This is a genomic window from Pantoea sp. B566, assembly GCF_024793925.1.
In the GTDB taxonomy this organism is placed as follows: Bacteria; Pseudomonadota; Gammaproteobacteria; order Enterobacterales; family Enterobacteriaceae; genus Pantoea; species Pantoea ananatis.
Genome location: NZ_JANUQL010000003.1, coordinates 4,034,857 through 4,054,277, shown reverse-complemented (window position 1 = coordinate 4,054,277; position 19,421 = coordinate 4,034,857). Strand labels below are relative to the sequence as shown.

Annotated in this window: 15 protein-coding genes; 7 read left to right on the top strand and 8 right to left on the bottom strand. The window is 50.1% G+C overall.

The genetic code is table 11. The features are described from left to right. The first annotated feature begins 355 nt into the window (after positions 1-355). On the top strand, positions 356-481 hold the full coding sequence (locus tag NYE92_RS20500) for a hypothetical protein (RefSeq protein WP_022623712.1): 126 nt from the start codon (positions 356-358) through the stop codon (positions 479-481). A gap of 68 nt (positions 482-549) precedes the next feature. Here NYE92_RS20500 and NYE92_RS20495 read toward each other — a convergent pair whose 3' ends face one another. Continuing rightward, positions 550-1,338 (bottom strand): hypothetical protein, encoded by a 789-nt coding sequence (locus NYE92_RS20495; protein WP_259019406.1) that lies wholly within the window; start codon positions 1,336-1,338, stop codon positions 550-552. 353 nt (positions 1,339-1,691) lie between these two features. Here NYE92_RS20495 and NYE92_RS20490 point away from each other — a divergent pair, with 353 nt between their 5' ends. From NYE92_RS20490 to NYE92_RS20480, 3 genes are all read left to right on the top strand, one after another. Then, positions 1,692-1,862, top strand: coding sequence for a hypothetical protein (locus NYE92_RS20490; protein ID WP_015700785.1), 171 nt, complete (start codon positions 1,692-1,694; stop codon positions 1,860-1,862). 992 nt (positions 1,863-2,854) lie between these two features. Continuing rightward, positions 2,855-5,812 carry an autotransporter outer membrane beta-barrel domain-containing protein gene (locus NYE92_RS20485; RefSeq protein ID WP_259019405.1) on the top strand — a complete coding sequence of 986 codons (2,958 nt, stop codon included), beginning with the start codon at positions 2,855-2,857 and terminating at the stop codon, positions 5,810-5,812. Between the two features lie 300 nt (positions 5,813-6,112). Further along, positions 6,113-7,723 (top strand): FAD-NAD(P)-binding protein, encoded by a 1,611-nt coding sequence (locus tag NYE92_RS20480; protein WP_259019404.1) that lies wholly within the window; start codon positions 6,113-6,115, stop codon positions 7,721-7,723. A 99-nt stretch (positions 7,724-7,822) separates the two neighbouring features. On the opposite strand, the gene NYE92_RS20475 is transcribed toward NYE92_RS20480, so the two are convergent. Genes NYE92_RS20475 through NYE92_RS20465 form a run of 3 tightly spaced genes read right to left on the bottom strand, consistent with a single transcriptional unit; the run spans position 7,823 to position 11,595 of the window. Continuing rightward, complete coding sequence (locus NYE92_RS20475; protein WP_259019403.1) at positions 7,823-8,842, bottom strand: NagC family transcriptional regulator; 1,020 nt, start codon at positions 8,840-8,842, stop codon at positions 7,823-7,825. 56 nt (positions 8,843-8,898) lie between these two features. Then, on the bottom strand, positions 8,899-10,230 hold the full coding sequence (locus NYE92_RS20470; RefSeq protein ID WP_116584307.1) for a DUF4038 domain-containing protein: 1,332 nt from the start codon (positions 10,228-10,230) through the stop codon (positions 8,899-8,901). Positions 10,231-10,245: 15 nt separating this feature from the next. Beyond that, complete coding sequence (locus tag NYE92_RS20465; protein WP_029569759.1) at positions 10,246-11,595, bottom strand: MFS transporter; 1,350 nt, start codon at positions 11,593-11,595, stop codon at positions 10,246-10,248. 478 nt (positions 11,596-12,073) lie between these two features. Here NYE92_RS20465 and NYE92_RS20460 point away from each other — a divergent pair, with 478 nt between their 5' ends. Continuing rightward, on the top strand, positions 12,074-13,495 hold the full coding sequence (locus NYE92_RS20460) for an L-fucose/L-arabinose isomerase family protein (protein WP_259019402.1): 1,422 nt from the start codon (positions 12,074-12,076) through the stop codon (positions 13,493-13,495). 275 nt (positions 13,496-13,770) lie between these two features. Here NYE92_RS20460 and NYE92_RS20455 read toward each other — a convergent pair whose 3' ends face one another. The 4 genes from NYE92_RS20455 to NYE92_RS20440 form a co-directional block, all read right to left on the bottom strand. After that, on the bottom strand, positions 13,771-14,469 hold the full coding sequence (locus NYE92_RS20455; RefSeq protein WP_259019401.1) for a DUF1868 domain-containing protein: 699 nt from the start codon (positions 14,467-14,469) through the stop codon (positions 13,771-13,773). 348 nt (positions 14,470-14,817) lie between these two features. Then, positions 14,818-15,087: a hypothetical protein gene (locus tag NYE92_RS20450; RefSeq protein ID WP_019105965.1), complete on the bottom strand. Its 270-nt coding sequence runs from the start codon at positions 15,085-15,087 to the stop codon at positions 14,818-14,820. Between the two features lie 102 nt (positions 15,088-15,189). Beyond that, positions 15,190-16,221, bottom strand: coding sequence for a hypothetical protein (locus tag NYE92_RS20445; protein ID WP_042676410.1), 1,032 nt, complete (start codon positions 16,219-16,221; stop codon positions 15,190-15,192). 362 nt (positions 16,222-16,583) lie between these two features. Next, positions 16,584-18,212 carry an ABC transporter substrate-binding protein gene (locus NYE92_RS20440; protein ID WP_259019400.1) on the bottom strand — a complete coding sequence of 543 codons (1,629 nt, stop codon included), beginning with the start codon at positions 18,210-18,212 and terminating at the stop codon, positions 16,584-16,586. A 456-nt stretch (positions 18,213-18,668) separates the two neighbouring features. Between NYE92_RS20440 and NYE92_RS20435 the strand changes: the two genes are divergently transcribed. Then, positions 18,669-18,818, top strand: coding sequence for a hypothetical protein (locus tag NYE92_RS20435; RefSeq protein WP_015700797.1), 150 nt, complete (start codon positions 18,669-18,671; stop codon positions 18,816-18,818). Positions 18,819-18,972: 154 nt separating this feature from the next. Then, positions 18,973-19,410 (top strand): DcrB-related protein, encoded by a 438-nt coding sequence (locus NYE92_RS20430; RefSeq protein WP_013024967.1) that lies wholly within the window; start codon positions 18,973-18,975, stop codon positions 19,408-19,410. The last annotated feature ends 11 nt before the right edge of the window (positions 19,411-19,421 follow it).

Genomic DNA, 19,421 nt, shown 5'->3' with positions numbered 1-19,421 from the left:
AGACCTGGCCGTCACGGTGCCGCGCTGGCGATATGATGCATCGTATAAGAATAAATAGCCGCTATGTACCCGTCTTCTTGTTAACCACGCTCACCGCACACGCGATGAAATATCGTAATTTACTTTTCTGGTTATCGATACTTCTTGCTGCTCATTTAGGCAATACAATACTGCACAGCAAAGCGCATCAGTTTATTACCTGAGGGTGACAACGACGAAATACCGTTTTTTTACACGTTCTTGTTCGACCCAATGCGCGCCCTTTCCTTTTACATCATTTTTTAACAGTCACTTTCCCTGTCTGCCGTGTTTGGAGCGTTCATCCTCAAGGAAAAGTGACGACAGGAAACAGGCAATGACCAGCATCATTTTATTATTACTGTTCTTTATTAATTTGATTCTTATCCTGGGTTTGATGGCTATCCAGGAAATGCTTGATGACCGTTATTCGCCCCATTACGAGAACGGTGACTACGATTAATAACGGCCACATTTCCGCGCCGCCTGGCGATGCTCAAGAATCCCTGTTCATCATGGGATCCTTCCGGATTAAACTGTTATCGTTTCTGGATCAGCCCAGTTATAAACCGCAAATACCAGCCTGATGTCGCCCGAAATGGCCCCATATCTTCGGTGCATATTGTCGGTAAAATACGATTTGAGCGTGTCGGGCAGGCTTGTTGAACGATAACGTAGCAACGTGGTGTGCCAGTATTCCGGTGGCGTTGTTTTTCCACCATGTCTTTGCAGAAGCAAATCCCGCCACTCTTCCAGTGACAGCAGTGCATTCCAGCATGCTGCTCTTTGCGCTACGGCGTGGCCTTCAGGAATACCTGCCAGTAGCAGTTGATCGGGAAGCGCCACCAGCCGTAATGCGTCAACCCTGAGTGACGAGTCGGTCACGTTCTGGCGAAAGGCATCCCTCAGGCCCGCTAAAGCCGGGAGCTGCTGCGGGCTTTGATAGCGCGCTGGCGTGACGGGCAGGAAGGTAACGTGAAAATGTTCGGCCCGCATGACATCTGCCAGCGGATCCCCCTGAGTTAAGCCACGAAGATCGGCAAGGAGTGACTGAATTTGCGGATTCAGGACCGGCTGAATGCCACTGGTCAGGGCGTGAAGCCCGGCAGGATAGAAAAACTTGTCTGCTTGCTGATGTGCACTCGCTGTTTCTTGCCGCCAGCATTGCTGGGTTTCCCTGTTACGCTGCGCGTAGAGAGCGTCAAAATAAGCGGCCGCCGTCATCTTCTCTCCTGAGATATCGTTAAACATCATGTCGGTAGCATAGCCAGATGAACACATGAATGCAGCACTTTCACGAAACAAGAAATGAAAGTCCATTTCATACTTCGCGTAATGCGGCTGTTTATCAGCCCATTCAGGTACGTGGGTTTCATCAATTGTTGCGTCGTTGGTATCGCCCTGGTTCTTTTCTCGGGTTGCACATCGGGATGATCGCTCTTTACAGATCTGTCTGTCATCGTGGCTTCGGATTACAAGGCTGGATATGTTCTCTGCCGTCTTAGCCAAAGGTCAGCACAACAGTTTCCCGGCATTACATTGCACAGTCTGGATTCACTACCGTCAACCTGATGATATGGCTTACTTTTTCCCTCCAACATTGACTTAGCAGAAATACCGACCAGGCTTATCAGGCGAGCTGTTTTATAGTGTATTCATCACGAGGGAAAGACATGAAAAGCATTTTGAGCGGTTTATTGATTGTTTCCAGCCTTTTAATGATGTCGGGTTGCCAGCAGGACAGCGGTGCTGTGGGCAATGATGGTCGTCCACATGCGCCAAGCGGGCAATCTGTTCCAGGCGGCCCGTTAGGTAAAGGCCCTGTAGGCCAGCCACAGGCTTAAATAAAAATCCGGCTCTGAGCCGGTTTTTTCACTTTGTGTTTGCGTAAATCTGATTTAACTTTCCACCAGACTCGCAAAATGACTGTACAGCGCCGGCAAATGACAGCCGCTAAGCACGGTTATTATCCTCTGGATGCCGCCGTTATTTATCCCCCTGGCAGCAAAAGTCCCGCACGGTGGTGTTTCATTACCGTTCTTAATTTGATTATTATATTAACATTTCACCCTCAACCATAAGGGAGCAGATTTAAGATTTTTCCTGTCCAGACTGAAAAATATTTTATCGACCACCACAAATGACGCGTCTGTCATCCCAGATATTCGTGATCCATCTCTCATTAATGAAGTCTTCCCTCACGTTCTTATCAAACATTACCCCGACGAAAATATTATTATTGCATTTACTGAGAATCTAAATAATTAAGCAGCCGATTAAAACCTGCCAAACGCCACGCACCTAATTTCTTCATTTTCATCGACATCAACAGAAGATACCTGTTGTCTCTTCTCTATCGCCTTGTATTCAAACGTGAGCTTCTCTTACAAATAAACAGGACGTATCGATCAATTAATTATATACAATAGCCTCGACCTATCAGGAACACCGTACCGATCGATATTAACTATTTTTAAATGGTCAGCATCTCTGCAAAATAACCTTCACGCACCGCTCAGGATTAAGGAATATTTCTATACATTTAATTAACCTAATTTCGAGCAGATTAAAACATTCAGTCAGCCACACCACCAGGGTATAAAAATGACGTCACATTAATTTAATAATAATTATCATTAAGAATAAAGCGTTAATCCTTAATGTTAATTCATAAGTTAACGGATGCGTTATTTAAAATATTCACATTAAAAATAATTATTTTAACAGAATGCTTAAAAAGAATGTTCCTGCCTGATGAAAAGCGATCTTCTGAACATTTAACAACCCCATTACGCTAAGAAAAACATCGATGAAATAAATGGATGAATAAATAACAATGAGCAGAACAACGCGTAAGTTTGTTATCGCTACGGTGATGAGTACGTTTGGATTAATGAATGCCCCTGCAGAGGCGGTCTGTAGCCAAGAAGGGAACAAATACACCTGTAGTGGCGCCGATCATGACACACAAAACCTGACAGGCGATGTCCTCGACGTCGTGCTGGACGGGACGTCTTACATTAATACCGATAGCGGATATGGCTTATCCGTCACGGGTTCATCCCTGACCATTACGCAGCAGGAAGGCGGCATTATCGTAGCCGATGGTTCAGGGATAAATATTGAAAATACCGGTACGGGCGACACCACGCTTAACATTTCCGGCACTGTGGTGGCGAAAAGAGCCGATGGTATTGAAATCATTACGTCCTACGAGGCAGGCGCAATCACCCTTATTCAGGAAGCAGGCACAATATCAGGGGAACAGAATGGCATCCAAACGCAGTATATGGGAACGGCCGATACGTTTATCGCGGTATCCGGCGAGGTGAAGGGAGAATCGAATAACGGTATTAATGCCCTGAATGGCAGCACGGCAAAAAACCTCTCCATCATGCAGTCTGGCGGAAAAATAACCGGCAGATTTAACGGTATTCAGGCATCTAACCAAGGTACCGGAAACACGTCCATCATCACAACCAGTGATGTCTCAGGTGAATACGCGGGCGTTTTTGTCGATAATCATGCTTCGGCACAAGACATCCTGGTGATGCAGTCAGATGGCAGCATCACCGGGGGCCATTACGGTATCTATGCCTTCAACCACGGAATCGGTGATACCAGCATCCTGACCGCGGGTAACGTCACAGGCACAAACGGTTCAGGCATATACGTCGACAATGCTGAGAGCGCAAACAATCTGTCCATTGTGCAATCTGGCGGGAAAATAACCGGCGGTGAGCATGGTATCTACGCAAACAATCACAGTCGCGGCGATACTTCCGTTACCACCCGCGGTGAAATCGTGGGTGAAAATGGCTCCGGTGTCAGCGTCTCGACCATGGACGGCGGCGATATCGCCTTCACTCAGATTCAGGGAAAAATTTCAGGTACTCAGTCAGGCATAGATATCTTAAACCGCGAAACGGGCGCCACGACTGTGAATATATCGGGTGAGGTTATTGGCGGCAGCGTCGCCGGTATCAATACAGATTTTAGAGGTAATGATGGAAAAACTACCATCAACCTGAACCAGGGTGCGGATATTTCAGCCGCCTCAGGTATTGCAATCAGGTCTACTCATTCTGATGCAACGGTAAACCTGAATAACGGCGCCAAAGTTTCCGGACAGATTCTGTTGGGAAATGGGAATAACACCCTGAATCTCAATCAGGGTTCAGATGTAAGCGGCCTGACAGTGATAAATGGAAACGATGACGATGATCCTGAGGACAGTATCACTACCCTCAATATCAATCAGTCACTGACGGGTTCTTCTTTTTCTGAGGGGGCAGCAGGCGATGTCGCCATTCTGAACTGGAATATCATTAATGTTGGCAACGCAGCGCAGACCCGCAATGCGACGTTAACCCTTTCCGGCGATCTCAATGCAGATCAGATCACTATCGCATCAGGGGGAAGGGTTAACGTTTCTTCTGCGGTCCGGGATGTCACTCTTGCGGGTAAGGTAAATAATGCAGGCTCCCTCGATCTGGGCATTGAGCGAAACAGTGACAACAGGTTAACCATTGAGGGTGATTATTCAGGGGATAACGGCAACCTGGTCCTGAATAGCGTTCTCGAAGGTGACAATGGCACTGCTGACCGACTGATCGTCAATGGCGATACGGCCGGCCATACCTGGGTCAGTATCAATAATCTGGGCGGACAGGGAGCACTGACCGATAAGGGCATTGAAATTGTCACGGTTAAAGGTGATTCCGCCGGTACCTTTGCAAAATCAGGCCGAATCGTCGCCGGGGCCTATGATTACGATGTAGTTAAAAAAGACAGCAACTGGTTTCTTGCCAGCGAAAAAGCGTACCGTCCCGAATTTGGCAGCTATCTGGCAAATGCCCGTGCGGCCAACACGCTGTTCCATACCCGCCTCCACGACCGCCTGGGTGAAACACAATACACCGACAGGTTAACGGGCGAACAAAAAGTCACGAGCCTGTGGATGCGCCATATCGGTGGGCATAACCGCTTCAGAGATGCTTCCGGCAAACTCCATACCCAAAGTAATCGTTACGTGATGCAGCTCGGCGGCGATATCGCACAGTGGAGCCGCAATGGACTGGATCGCTGGCACCTTGGCCTGATGACCGGCTACGCCAATAACCAGAGCCGCACGCATTCTAAAGCGAATGGCTATACCTCACGTGGAGACATTAACGGTTACAGCGTAGGCCTGTACGGCACCTGGTACGCTAACCAGAAGGAGAAAACCGGGGCCTATGTCGATGCATGGATGCTGTACAACTGGTTCGATAATCAGGTTACCGGGCAAAATCTGGCGACGGAAAAATATCATGCTGATGGGATCACCGCTGCCCTTGAAACGGGCTACACCTTTCAGACAGGAGAGAGCCGCGATGGCCGCACGCGTTACTGGCTACAGCCAAAGATACAGCTTACCTGGATGGACGTGCAGGCTGACGATCACATCGAAAATAACGGCACATATGTTGTCAACAACACCAACGGAAATCTGCAGACCCGTTTGGGCATGAAGTTTTATCAGCAGGGAAATCACATCAGTGATGAGGGCAAAGATCGCACTTTCCAGCCCTTTATTGAGGCCAACTGGATCCATAACACCCATAACGACAGTGTCATGATGAATGGTATCAGCAATGCGATCACAGGCGCGCGCGATGTGGGTGAACTGAAACTTGGCGTCGAAGGTCAGATCAACGCTCGCCTGCAACTGTGGGGCAACGTTGCTCAACAACTCGGCGATAATGGCTTTAGCGATACACAGGGCACGCTGGGGATAAAATACCAGTTCTGAATGTTCGCATAATATTCCACGTCAGCCCATTACCTCAGATGTCCGGTTTTTACGTTTGGGTACCATGACAGAAACCGGCCTGAATGAACCTGTTCAGGCCGACCGCACAATCAGGACAATCTGCATTTGTCGTGATGGCGTTCCACTCAGCTCCCCTTCCGCGCAGTTCTGCAATACTCGAGTAAACTTGATCATACTGGCTGAAAGGAAAAACCTGTATTGAGGCTTTGCCTGTCCTGCGGCGAGATCAAAACACGCCTTACAACCGTCCCCCATAACAATAACAAGGTGCGAACAGTGATGAAAAAGATCGCGATCGTCGGCGCTGGGCCAACCGGTATCTACACGTTTTATGCGCTTCTGGGTCATCATGTACCGATGTCCGTTTCCGTTTACGAACAGGGTGATGAGGCCGGTGTTGGCATGCCCTATAACGATGAAGAGAATTCCCGGATGATGCTGGCAAACATTGCCAGTATTGAAATCCCGCCTGTATTTATGACCTATATTGACTGGCTACGCGCCCAGAGCGACAGTCATCTCAGGCGATATCACGTCGATCCTGCCTCTCTGCATATCCGTCAGTTTCTGCCGCGTATCCTGCTTGGCGAGTATTTCCGCGATCGGTTTTTAGCGCTGGTGTCCCGCGCAACGGCACAGGGTTTCGAGGTAAAAATACATGAGCGCTGTCAGGTCACCGATCTTGAGGCCACCGATGCTGGCGTAAAACTCTGGACGCAGGGCGATACTGCCCCAGCAATATTTGATCAGGTCGTTATCGCCACAGGCCATGTCTGGCCAGACGACAGCGCCGCCACCCGCACCTACTTCCCCAGCCCCTGGTCCGGTCTGATGGAAGCGAAAATAGCGGCATGTCACGTGGGTATTATGGGCACCTCCCTGAGTGGCATTGATGCCGCAATGGCCGTGGCGATCCAGCATGGTGACTTTCAGGAAAGCGACGACGACGCGATCGCCTTCACACTGGACAAAGGCCACGAAGCCCTGAAGATCGTATTAATGTCACGCTCGGGCATTCTGCCAGAAGCCGATTTCTACTGCCCGATTCCCTATGAGCCACTGAGCGTCGTTACCCAAAATGCCATCGATAACGCGATTGAGGCAGGCGCTGACGGATTACTCGATCGCGTATTTGCACTGATGGTTGAGGAGTTGGAGGAGGCTGCGCCCGCGTGGAGCAAAACGATTGATCTGAAAGCACTCAATGCCGACAGCCTTGCAGAAGCCTGGTTTGCCAACCGACATAAACAGGATCCTTTCCACTGGGCCAGCGCTAACTTGAATGAAGTCGAACGCAACAAACGCGACAGGCGCACCGTGCCCTGGCGCTATACCCTTTTGCGGCTGCACGAGGTGGTTGAGGAAATCGTTCCCTTCCTTAACGAAAGCGACAGTAAACGCTTTTCAGGTGGCCTCGCTAAAGTGTTTATTGATAACTACGCGGCGATTCCTTCTCAATCCATCCGTCGACTGCTGGCCTTACGAGAGGCCGGAATCATCAGCATCCTTGCCCTTGGCGAAGAGTATGAACTGCGAAGGCAACAGCAGAAAACGCTGATCACGACTGAGGGGCAACAGCGAACGTTTGACGTGTTTATTGATGCGCGAGGGCAAAAGGCTCTTAAGACCCGCGATCTGCCCTTTGCAACACTGAAACAGCAGATCCAGCGCTGCGGCGATGAGATTCCGGATGTGGGTGACGATTATACTTTGCTGTCTCCTGAATCTGCCCGTGGACGCATTGCCCTGGCCGCCCTGCCCTATTTAATGCATGACCAGCCGTTTGTGCAGGGACTCACGGTGTGTGCCGAGATCGGTGCCGCCATCGCCAGTACGCTTGTGGAATCACCTTCACGTCCCCGAAAGCGCCTGGCGTGTTTTGAACCCTAGGGCAACGCGATGCCGCTATCTTGTTAACGCTGAAACGACTGGGCGACAGCGCATCTCGTCGTCCGGCTCTGGCATCAGCTACCTGATTCCGGCACGTGATTAAGGCAGAATATGCTCTGTGATGGCGTCAGAACTCAGTTGCACCAACCCTTTGACGCCATAGTGATAACCAGTTTTATCATGTTTAATGCGGGTGCCGCTGATATGCGTGTCTGCATTGGCTGCGAGTATCGCCTGCGCCAGTGGCAGCACCTCGTCGCCATAGTCTTCAAACAGCTCACCGGTGACAATCACGTGTCTGATATTGTGAATCGGTGCGGTGCAGCAGATAGCAAAACAGAGCGCTCTGGCGGTGGCCAGTACCGTTGCGGGCTGGTTATCCGGATCGACAGCAAACGCCTGCTCGATACCGCCCTCATAAGGTAAATGCACTATCTCCGGATAAAATCCGTTCTCACCCAGTACCGGCTCGCCGTGAATACATTGCCCATAGCCCAGGCTGCCAAACCCAGGCATAAACGCCACCCACGATGAGTAAGGTAAACGCTGAGCCAACTGAAAGGTGGTGCAGAACGCAATATTAAAAATCTGTGTGCTGATACACATCGCGTCTTCAATCCGTTTTTTAAGCGCCACGTTCGTCTCACTGAACAACGGGCAATAACGAACGACGCCGGTGAAATGCTCGATGCCGCCCTGCAACGCCACGCTTATTACGTTGACCTGCTGCTGACGGACATTGCCTGACAGGCATAACGCCGCCACGCTGGTGGCGATAAAGTCAACCAGGCGTTGTGGCGTTAGTAGGACAGGCAACGAGATCCTGTGGTGCGCCAGCGCGGGCACTTGTGTATTGAAGTCGTTTAGCATCGCCTGGAGCTGGCCTTTGCGAAGCGTAATATTGACGCTGAAAAACTGGCCCGGCGTTGCCGCCAGCAACTGTTGAGGTCGGCCAAACGCACTGTCCTTTACGTCCCGCTCCTCAATAACCCGCTCTTCCAGCAGCTGCGACGTCAATTTTGTCACGTAGGCCTTCGTCACACCCAGGCGGCGCGTCATCTCTGCCCGTGACTCGCATTCGCTGTGCAGAATATTCAATATCTGCTTCTTGTAATCCATTCACGACCCTCTGCCCGCTCTGCGCTTCTGAGCGGACAGTAACACAGTTCGCCTTATCAGGAATTTGCTCTCAACACGAGTATCCAGTCATTTCCGCTGGCGGGTGGGTCGATGTTAAGGAAGAAGGTCTCCGACATATCATTGCTCAGCCAGTTCATGATGCCATAGCGGGGATCAAACCATCCTGTTTCGAATCCCGTTGCGGCAAAGGCGCTGATATCCAGGGTGATATTTTGCTGTTGCGGAATATATACCGCTATCCAGCGCTGCTGGTGATCGCGCATCACACCACAGTGGCGTTGATCGCTGGGATTAGGGTTGATAAGCAAAGACCGATCGGGAACCCGTAGATGCCAGTCAGGCAGGGATTCAATAAACCGTCGCAGGATGCCAATGGCAAAGGCGCCGGGATAGTCAAGCGCATCAAACCAGTACGGAATGGTATCGCCCTGATAAGTACTCGCTGCGCTTTCAGGTATCGCCACGGCGTCATCTTCCGGTCGGCGCATCTGCCAGAGACTGTAGCAACCATAGGTAATGCCCGCGCCCCCCGCAAAGACTGACCAGTAGCTGCTGCGACGCACCTCACGATCGGTAAAGCGGCTGGCCTCCTGTGCACGACGGAACTGATGCTGACACATGATCGGATGGGCTTCATAGCAGGGTTCAGCATCGAGAACCGGCTTGCTCTGACGCTGGTAATCCATTTCAATGGCGCGCCACGACGGATAAGCCTCACCCATATGTCCCGATTGCCAGACGATAAAATCATGCCAGGGCCGATCGCCCAGCATGTCCAGCGTGCTTCGCCCGCCCTGCGAGTGCACAGTCAACAGCGCATCGCCACTGCCGCCCTGTCGCAACCCTTGGGCCATATTTTCCATCAACTGGCCTTGTTCCGGGGTTTGCACTGCACGATCACCGCCGATCATCCATATGATGCCCGTGCCTTGCAGCTTGTCACTGAGATACCGACAGAATGCCTGAACGTTTTCTGCGTTAAATAAGGGCGTTTTGGCCGTTCCCCAACTGTTGTTCACACTCCAGTGTGATCCCCACATCGGCACCAGGGCGATATAGAGATCTCGCGAGTTGGCGATGTCGGTGACTCGCCTCAGATGATCAAAATAGGCTTCATTGGGGATCAGAGACGTTAAATCCCTAAAGGGCAGATGTCCGCCTTCGTAAGTCGGCGTCTGTAAACCGTCAAGCTCACACAGGGCAACGGCCTGAATCACATTAAAGCCTTTTTTTGCCCGATTTGTTAAATACGCTTCTGCCTCTGTCAGCGTCAGTTTGTGAAACAGCTCCCAGGCAGTACAGGCCGTATAGAAAAAGGGGCGATCCTCCTGATAAAAACTTCTGTCACGAACCGTTAATTTTTTCATCTACCACTCCTGATATCAGAACGCTTTTTCATTGATAAATGACTGGCAGGTTTTTTCATCCAGTTTGTAACGTGAAAATATTCCGGCGGTGATAAACATGCAGGATGCGGGGAGCCAGACATAAAGGAGGTTAAACGCAGAAAGTTGATTTTCTGAAGCCGTGGTCATGAAATCGGGGTTATATCCGTACCATGCTAAGACATAACCAATAATTGCCCCACCGATCGCCATTCCGGCTTTTGTGGCAAACAACATGCCGCCGCCAATCATGCCGTTTATTCGGACGCCATATTTATAAAAGCCGTAGTCAGCCACATCCGCGACGGTTGCCCAAATAATTACGGCGATAAGTTCAACAACCAGTGTCGCCGTGACAAACAGCCCCGCATGTACCCAGACGGCTTCGGCAGAGGTAAAACCAATGATTAACGTAATAAGTCCCCCCGAGATCTGACTCCAGATCAGTAATGGAATCCGTTTTACCCGTCCGGTTTTAAGGACATATCCGGTAATCAAGGGGGCAATAATTCCGGCAATTGAACCCGCGGTAAGCAAAATACTCAGAAATGAAACAGGCAAGTTAAGCACATATTTTACAAAATACGCCGCCGCACCAAACTTAAGCGTATTCATAATCATCACCACCAGCTGTGCAGCAAAAATGATTAAAGCCTGATCGTTTTTCAACATCAGCCGTATCTGGTTGCCGACGCTGAGCGTCTGTACATCCCCTGCTGAAACGCGTTCCTGAGTATTGTAATAGCAAATTAAAACCAATAGCGTTGAGAGCAGGCCAATACCGCACATCACAACCCGATAACCCATCACCTCATTATCAAAAAGCGCAATCAACATGGGGACCAGTAAAGAACAAATTAAGTAAGAGACCTTGGCTAACGGAAAGCGAATCGTGTTTATCTGTATCCTCTCGTCACTGTCTGCTGAAATGGCTCCCAGCAGAGAGACATAGGGCACCGCCACCAGGCTGAACGCCATAACCAGCATGATATAGGTAGTGTAGGCATAAATGATCCGGCCGGTTTCACCCAACTCGGGTGAAAGGAAAACGGCGGCACAGCTAAGCCCATAAGGCACAGCGAACCATAATAGCCAGGGGCGGTAACGGCCATGTCGAGAACGCGTGCGATCGGCCACCACGCCGATTAATGGATCGCTTATCGCATCAATTAAGCGCGTAATCAGAAATAAGGTTCCCATTACTGCAGGGCTGAGCTTGAATACATCGGTGTAATATATCGACAAAAACATCATGGTCATGCCCATGAAGATATTCGCTGAGGTATCCCCAAGCCCGTAACAAAATTTTTCGCGAAAACTCACTTTTAATGGTTTATGTAATTCCATTCCAGCATCCTCCCGCATTAATAAAGGACGCCAACCATATAAAAACAGGGAACAGAAACAAACTGCATTAAGTTTCTTTTGTGAACTTAGTTCAATAAAAAACAAATCACACCTTCAAAAATACATCAACATTTAAGTTAATTAATTAACGCACCTCGATAAAACATCTCTTCACACCTCTAACCACCAACAACTAAAAATGCTATCAAAGATAAGAGTAACTGCCAAAAACCACGCCTTATTTGCGGCACACACTCCATTTAAAAAAACAAAAATAGACAAAAACAGGCATCACGAATAATGTGAGAATGAATTAATAAAATCAAAATTACCCGACAAGAAAAGCGTCCACTTGAATGGTTTGCACAGATCACACCATCTGTAAAAGCCAGAAAAAAATAAACAACATCATTAACAATGATGAAATTTTAAAACATCAAAATAACCATAATAAACCTATGCATACCGGAGAAAAATCATGTCAAGAATACCACATCAATTAACCATGGCCGTTATTATCGCTAACCGGGGGTTCTTCCCCGGATACGTCGTCAATGAGGCGCGCGAGCAGATTATTGAGGTGTTTATTCAGCACGATATCAATCCGGTAATGCTCGATGAAACCCAGACCCGCTACGGTGGCGTTGAAACACGTGAAGAAGCCAAAATATGTGCAGCATGGTTACGCGCTCGTCGTGACGATATTCATGGCGTGGTGGTATTGCTTCCCAATTTTGGCGATGAAAAAGCCGTTTCAGAAGCATTACGTCTTTCCGGACTTAATATTCCTGTGTTAATTCAGGCCCAGCCAGACCGCCTGGACAAGATGCATCTCGCCAGTCGGCGAGACAGTTTTTGCGGCAAAATCTCCCTGTGTAATAACCTGCGTCAATATGACATTCCCTTCACCTTAACCACCCAGCACGTGAGTGACTTAGCGGGTGAATCTTTTGCCCGAGATATAAGCCGGTTTAAGCAGGTTTGCCGGGTGGTCAGCAGCATGCGCGGCGCGCGAGTGGGCGCAATTGGTGCGCGTCCTGCTGGTTTTAATACCGTTCGCTACAGTGAAAAATTACTTGAAAGGCTGGGCATCGCCGTGGAAACCCTGGATTTATCGGAGGTGTTCAGCAGAATGAAACGGTTAGGCGACAGCGATATTCGTGTCGATGAGAAGCGCCGCCTGCTGCTGGATAATGCGCATGTCAGCACGATGGCTTCAGATAAAATCACCCTCATGGCAAAGTTGTTCGTAGTCATCGCTGAATGGGTTATAGCTGAAGACATTGATGCCACCGCCATCCAGTGCTGGACCTCATTGCAGGAAACGCTCGGTATTAACGCGTGCTCTGTGATGAGCGTGATGTCCGGTCAGTTACTGCCCAGCGCCTGTGAAGTCGATGTGATGGGCGCATTATCCATGTATGCCCTTGCCAGTTGCAGCCTGAGTCCGGCCTCCATTGCCGACTGGAATAATAACTACGGCGACGATCCAGACAAATGTGTGCTGTTTCACTGTGGCAACTTTGCCACAGCCTCTCTGGAGGACGCCACAATGGGCACCGCCAATATTATTGGTCATCGCGTCGGCAACGAAAATACCTGTGGTGCCGTTCATGGCAGAAGTAAAACTGGCAACATCACCTTCTTCCGACTGAGCTCAGACGATCTGAGGGGAGAAATTAAAGCCTATGTGGGTGAAGGCGTCGCCGTGAACGATCCGCTAGATACCGTTGGCTGTCGTGCGGTCATTGAAGTGCCGCAGCTGGAACGCTTGCTGGCGTGGATTTGCCGTAACGGCTTCGAGCATCACGTAGCCTTTAACCACGCATCCTGCGCAGAGGCTTTGCATGAAGCCTTTACCCGCTATTTGAAGGTTGGGACGCATTTTCATTGCCAATAAGGTTGATGTTAAATCAAGGCGGTTTGGTACATTCACCGATGAGCCCCTTCATTTCTGGTAAGAAGCTGATGGGGCCGGTTTAAAATATATTCACGATGAAAAGACCAAAATTATGGCTATCGCTTTCTCCTCTCCTACCTGTCTGCCCGGGCCAGGTAAGTCACTATTATGAAGACAATATTTTAACCAAGAGGCTCTACGCTATTGAAGTTAACAGCTCAAAAGCGACAAAAGTAAAAGCAGAACAGTAGAAATAATGAATCCAGTTTGTCGGGCTATTCCAGCCTTAACAACGGCGTATACCGAGACATATCCCTGAAGGTACAAAACTCAGGTGCACCCAGCGTCATCACCGGCGCAACCCGCATCAGCTTTTCCAGATATCCGGCTCTTAAAATTTGCAGCAGGCGCAACTCATCATCGTTCGGTTTATTGATGAGATAAGAGACACTGACATGAAATTCGTAGACATCATGATTATTTCGTTTGCAGTTAAGCGTGCGGCTGAGCGCATCTCTGAGCGACCGTATTTTGCGCTCTTCCGCCCTGTCCAATGGCGCCAGCGACAGCGAGACGCCACGTTTTAAGGCAATGGCCCCAATGCGCATCTGCAAAGGTAACGAGGGCATGAGCCTGAAATTTGCCAGCTTCGCCGCGAACAGCCGGTCGCACTCTTCCATCGACGCATCAAGATTCAGGTCTTGTGGCCAGGCCGGATAGTGCCGTGCCCGGTCATTGGCACCGTTAAACACCGTCATATGGTAGCTCGACTGCGGCAGAAATGCGTAACAACGCCCCAGCCCTGCGGCTTTCATTGCATCAACCATTTCGCCAGTCACACGGACGATTTCACTGTCCTGTTCGAGATGACAAATCAGCGTGTTGCCTCTGAATGGCAGTACCTCACCTTTGGCGTTAAATTTTTCACCGATGGCATTTTCTATCCATCCTTCCTGCTCCAGCACTTCTGACATGATTCAGGCTCCCGCGCGCTCGAGATGGCTTTCCTGAGACGATTACTCTCTAAGCTGGCATAACCAGGCGATATGATGACGTGCTTCAGGAACGCTCTTTGTGACTGCCGAACCACAGCATAAAGCATGATTGTGACCGTTATCAGGCAGCAGGAGCGATGGAAAATCAGGACAGCGGGCTGGCTTTAATACAGAACAGGCAAAAAAGACATCCGAATGCGTTTTATGAAGCCATCATGGGCACAAAGCAGATAATTAACAGTTTGGTTTCTTACCGCTGTCGGGTTTGAGCCTGGCCTTTTTTAACCAGGCGTTGTGCCCCGTCGCCTGCGGATATCCGCAAGCGGGCTATTTTTTCCGTAACAGAAAAACAGCAATGGCGGTAAGCACGCCCATCAGTGGCATAGCGATCGCGCCCGAGAAGAAGTCGTGATGATCTTTTTGATTGCTTCGACGAATATCAGCAAAGCGGTTAAGTGCCCGATGCTTGTCAGTTGCACTCACCTCTTCGAATTGCTTTTTATAGCCCTTATCTTCTAACTGAGAACCACCGTCCGCATCATGTCTTTCCAGCACGACGGTGTGCTGACCTTTTTGATAGAAACAGTAATCTGGCATTTTGCGCTTCGCCTGAAAGAAGAGGAGAAATGACTCTATCCTGCTGCGGTTGATGTTGTAAATACCTCTCCCCCCTCACGCTTCAGCCACCAGCCTGATGGGTTACACATTATGCGCTGATACCGAATGATGCCCACTGTTGAAGGAATTACCAGACTGGGCATTTATGGTCTGAAAATGCGCTCCGCCAGGGTTGTCTCTGTGCATGCCGGCTACTGGCTTATCGGATATCAATCTGGTGGTCGCGGTTTGCTGACTGTTGGCTTCACCAGCCTGACTCGATTGCTCCCCTGTCATCCTGTTGTCAGCCTTCGCGATAACAGATTTCACTGAACCGTCAGAAGGCATATAGAGCGCCTGCTGCAGGATAGTTTCATTTTGTGACAGGTTCTCATCCACCTGCGCCAGCTGACGACGCAGGACGTTAAGCTTTACAGATGTGGCTAGCGGTATTTGAAGCTGTTGGTCGTTCAAAACGTTTAACTGCTGGCGGGCACCATACTGTTGCTGTAACAGCGCACGGTACTGGCTTTCATAGCCCCATACCGTCGATTGCTCCTGCTCAAACTGAAGCGTGGAGATGTATCCTTTTGCTAACAGCGGTCGCCAGGTGTTGACCAGCTTCTGAGCCATACCCATTTGCGCCGATTCAATTTTAATCTGGTCCGCCAGTTGCTCAAGTTGACCATTCAGCATGGCCTGCTGGAAGCGGCTGTCGCTGACCTGTTGCAGAGCAAGCTGCTGGGTGTGATCGATGTCCTGCAGCAGACTGCTCTGCTCAAGCTTCAACTGCGCACTGACGAGCCGAATTTTTTCCGCAGCTAACCGGGTCTGGGCTGAGGCAAGTTCAAGCGAAGCGGCGGTCAGCGCGGGCTGGCCCTGGCTGTTCTGCCCCTGCTTAACCGTGCCGCCTGCAGGCGCATTGAAGGCCACAGGTTGTGGCTGCGCGGCCTGTCTGGCGGCTGACGGGCGCACGTGAAGCGGATGGCTTTGAACGAAATAAATGACGGTTATTGTCCCAACAACGAGTGAAACCAGGTTCCGGCGAAGCAACAGTGCCAACGGGGACAGGGTTTCACCGCACTCAGCGCCGGATGATTCAACGATCTGTTTCTTAAAAAATGGGTTTTCCATTTTTATACCTTCAATAATGACGTATGGATATTACCGGGCAAGGCGCCATGTAACAGATGTTTTGTGAGTGCGGTTAATTCAAGGCTAATCGGGTAACGGATTCCCCTCTGCGCTTAACATCCCATTTCCTTGTGCCGTTTTAAAACAGAAGAACATTTCCAGTCGTTACCTTTTGCAAGCGAGTTTCAATCTTTCGGGTTTGCTGTGTCAGAGAACGGCTTTGACTGCATATGAAGGGACGTTTTACGGCGCTGACAGAAAAGGCGGGGGATGTCACCAGGCGAGCTAGGGCCAAAAGCTGGCCCCAGCGAGCAAACAGCACTCAGCAGTTCGGTTACGTCAGAAACGTACCGCCGCGCGTTTTATTTAACAAGATAAAGGTCCTTGGTGTAATAAAACCGCAGATGCGATGGGGCATAACCGCCGACTTTTGGGTTAACCATCTGATTAAGCGCGCCATAAAACACCGGAATAACCGGCGCATCTTTTGCAATAATGTCGCTGGCTTTCTGGTAATCCTGGGTTACGGCGTTTGGATCGGTATCCATTCCCGCGGCTTTTACTGCCGCATCAAACGCTGTGCTGGCATAACCTGAGCTATTCTGACTGTCGCCACTGCGGAAGGTATTTAAAAAAGTAGAGGGCTCACTGTAGTCACCAATCCAGGTGTAGCGCACCAGATCATATTGCCTCTGATGCATGGTATCCAGCATGGTTTTCCATTCCTGATTTTGCAGCGTGACCTTCGCACCTAACGTTTTACCCCACATGGAAGCAGCGGCAATCGCGATACGTTGGTTATCCTGATTGGTGTTGTAGAGCAGGGTAAAACTCAGAGGATGGCTGGCTGAAAAACCGGCTTCGCTGAGTAACGCCTGAGCTTTTTTGATGCGCTGCGCCTGCGTCCAGCCCGCCCAGTCAGGCGGAGACAGTTTGACGTCCCCCATTGATAATGGCACAACGGTATAAGCCGGTTTCTGTCCCATGCCGATAACCTTATCGGCGATGATGCCTTTATCCAGCGCCAGGTCCAGCGCCTGACGCACGCGGACATCGGTAAAGGGCGGTTTATGCGTATTTATCTGGAAATAGAACACGCTATAAACAGAGGTGCTGTGTACTTCTTTGGGCCGCTCTTTTTTCATCCGGGAAAAATCAATGGCGGGAATGTTGTCCGTAATGGTAATGCCGCCGGCAAGGTAGCGGTTAAGCTCGGCAGAAACATCATTAATCGGTAAAAACGTTACGCGATTAATTAGGGTATGCGCGTTATCCCAATAGCGATCATTACGGTTCAGCGTGATTTTTTCATTAACTACCCACTGATCCAGTTTATAGGCACCGCTGCTGACCATGTTGCCCGGCTGGGTCCAGGCCTCACCAAACTTTTTAACGTTATTTTCGCTGACCGGAAACAGGGAAGGATGGGCAACAAACTGCAAAAAATAGGACACCGGCTGATCCAGAGTAACCTGCACGGTGTGCGCGTCTAAGGCTTTTACGCCCAGGCTGTCAGGCGAGCTTTTACCGCCCGTCACCGCATCAGCATTAAGGATATGCGCATAGTTAGCAAAGGATGCATAAGGCGATGCCGTTTTGGGATCGGTCAGACGACGCCAACTGAAGACAACATCTTCAGCTGTCAGCGGCGATCCGTCTGACCATGTCAGGTCAGGACGAAGATGAAAGGTCCAGACTTTGTTGTCTGCCGTTTCCCACGAAGCAGCCAGTCCCGGTATGACTTTGCCCTCTGGATCAGTCCGCACCAGCCCTTCAAACAGGTCGTTAATAACTGAAAAGGCATCGTTGGTTTCAGCTTTATCAACATCCAGGGTAGCAGGCTCGGCTCCATTGCCCCGCACGATCTCCTGCACGGGAGCCAATGTCACACCATTGGGTACGTTTGCCCCAAAGGCCGCCGTCGAGCACGATAACCCCGTGATTATTACAGACAACCCCATACGGGCAACATATAAACGGCTTACCGACATTCGTCCAACTCCTTTCGCATTGTTTTAAGGTGACTTCACCCCATCAGCACTGCAATTTACAGGCCAGAGATAAGGGTAAGCGCCACGCCAGCCTGCACCCGATCTGAGACTAAAACCGCGTTGTATTGCACAGTTCTGATGCAAGGAGCCGGCGTATCCGCTCAAAAACAGCGCCGCTGTAATCTGCATATGTTCATTTTCAGCTATCAGACATAACGATGTTGCCTGCGTGAATAACTGTCGTGGTTCGTTTATCAGGGAAGCGGGAATATTCGGAAAGGTGTTCTCAGGATTAAACGCGTGCGACAAGGCCAGAACATGGGGCTGCGACCGGTTTTTGCTGCTGAACGCCCCGATTAACGGAACTTTTACGCTATCCTGCCGGGTCTTTTTCATCTGCCACACACTTGTACAAGCAGGGCTTGATATAGTCATTCCTGTTAATCAGGAGCCTGTATGAAAAAAGTGATTCTGTTCGTTATCGCGTTAGCAAGTGTTTCTGCCCTGTCGGGATGCGTCTGGCCATTCTGGGGCCCCGGAGGCGGCGGCCCGGGACATATGGGCCCTGGCGGCGGCGGTGGGCCTGGCGGCGGTCCACACAGGTAACACATGATGGCCTCACCAGGAGGCCATTGTTTGCATCGCGATCAGGATTATTCTGACATTACATTTACGCCCACTCTCTGCGCATGCCTTTACTGGAGATTCGCCGCTTTTCATGACAAACTTGAGCACATCTTAAGGATAGGGAATCTGCACGATGTCAGGCTCAAACATCGCTTGTCTGTTTACCGAAGGCCAAATCACACTGCCTGATGATTATCAGGACCGCACGGTTAACGCTTTCACCGCCTCTGATGCCACTGCTCCCGCTTTTAATATTTCACGCGATACGCTTAACGAGGGTGAAACGCTGCCTGCGTACATCGACCGTCAGCTCACGCTAATGCAAAAACACATAAAGGGATGGAAACAAACCGAACGTAGCGCTGCGGTATTGGGTGACGCGCTGCTACAGGGTGAATGCGTACACGCCAGTTTTCTGCGTGACGGCAAACGTATCTGGCAACAGCAGTCGGTCTTCACGCCCGATGGTCACAAAGTACTGGTCTTTACCATGACCTCTACGTCCGCCATTGGTGACGCGGACAGCGAACAGTTTCAGGCACTGCTTAAAAGTTTTCGTTTTAACGCTTAACGACAAGGGCA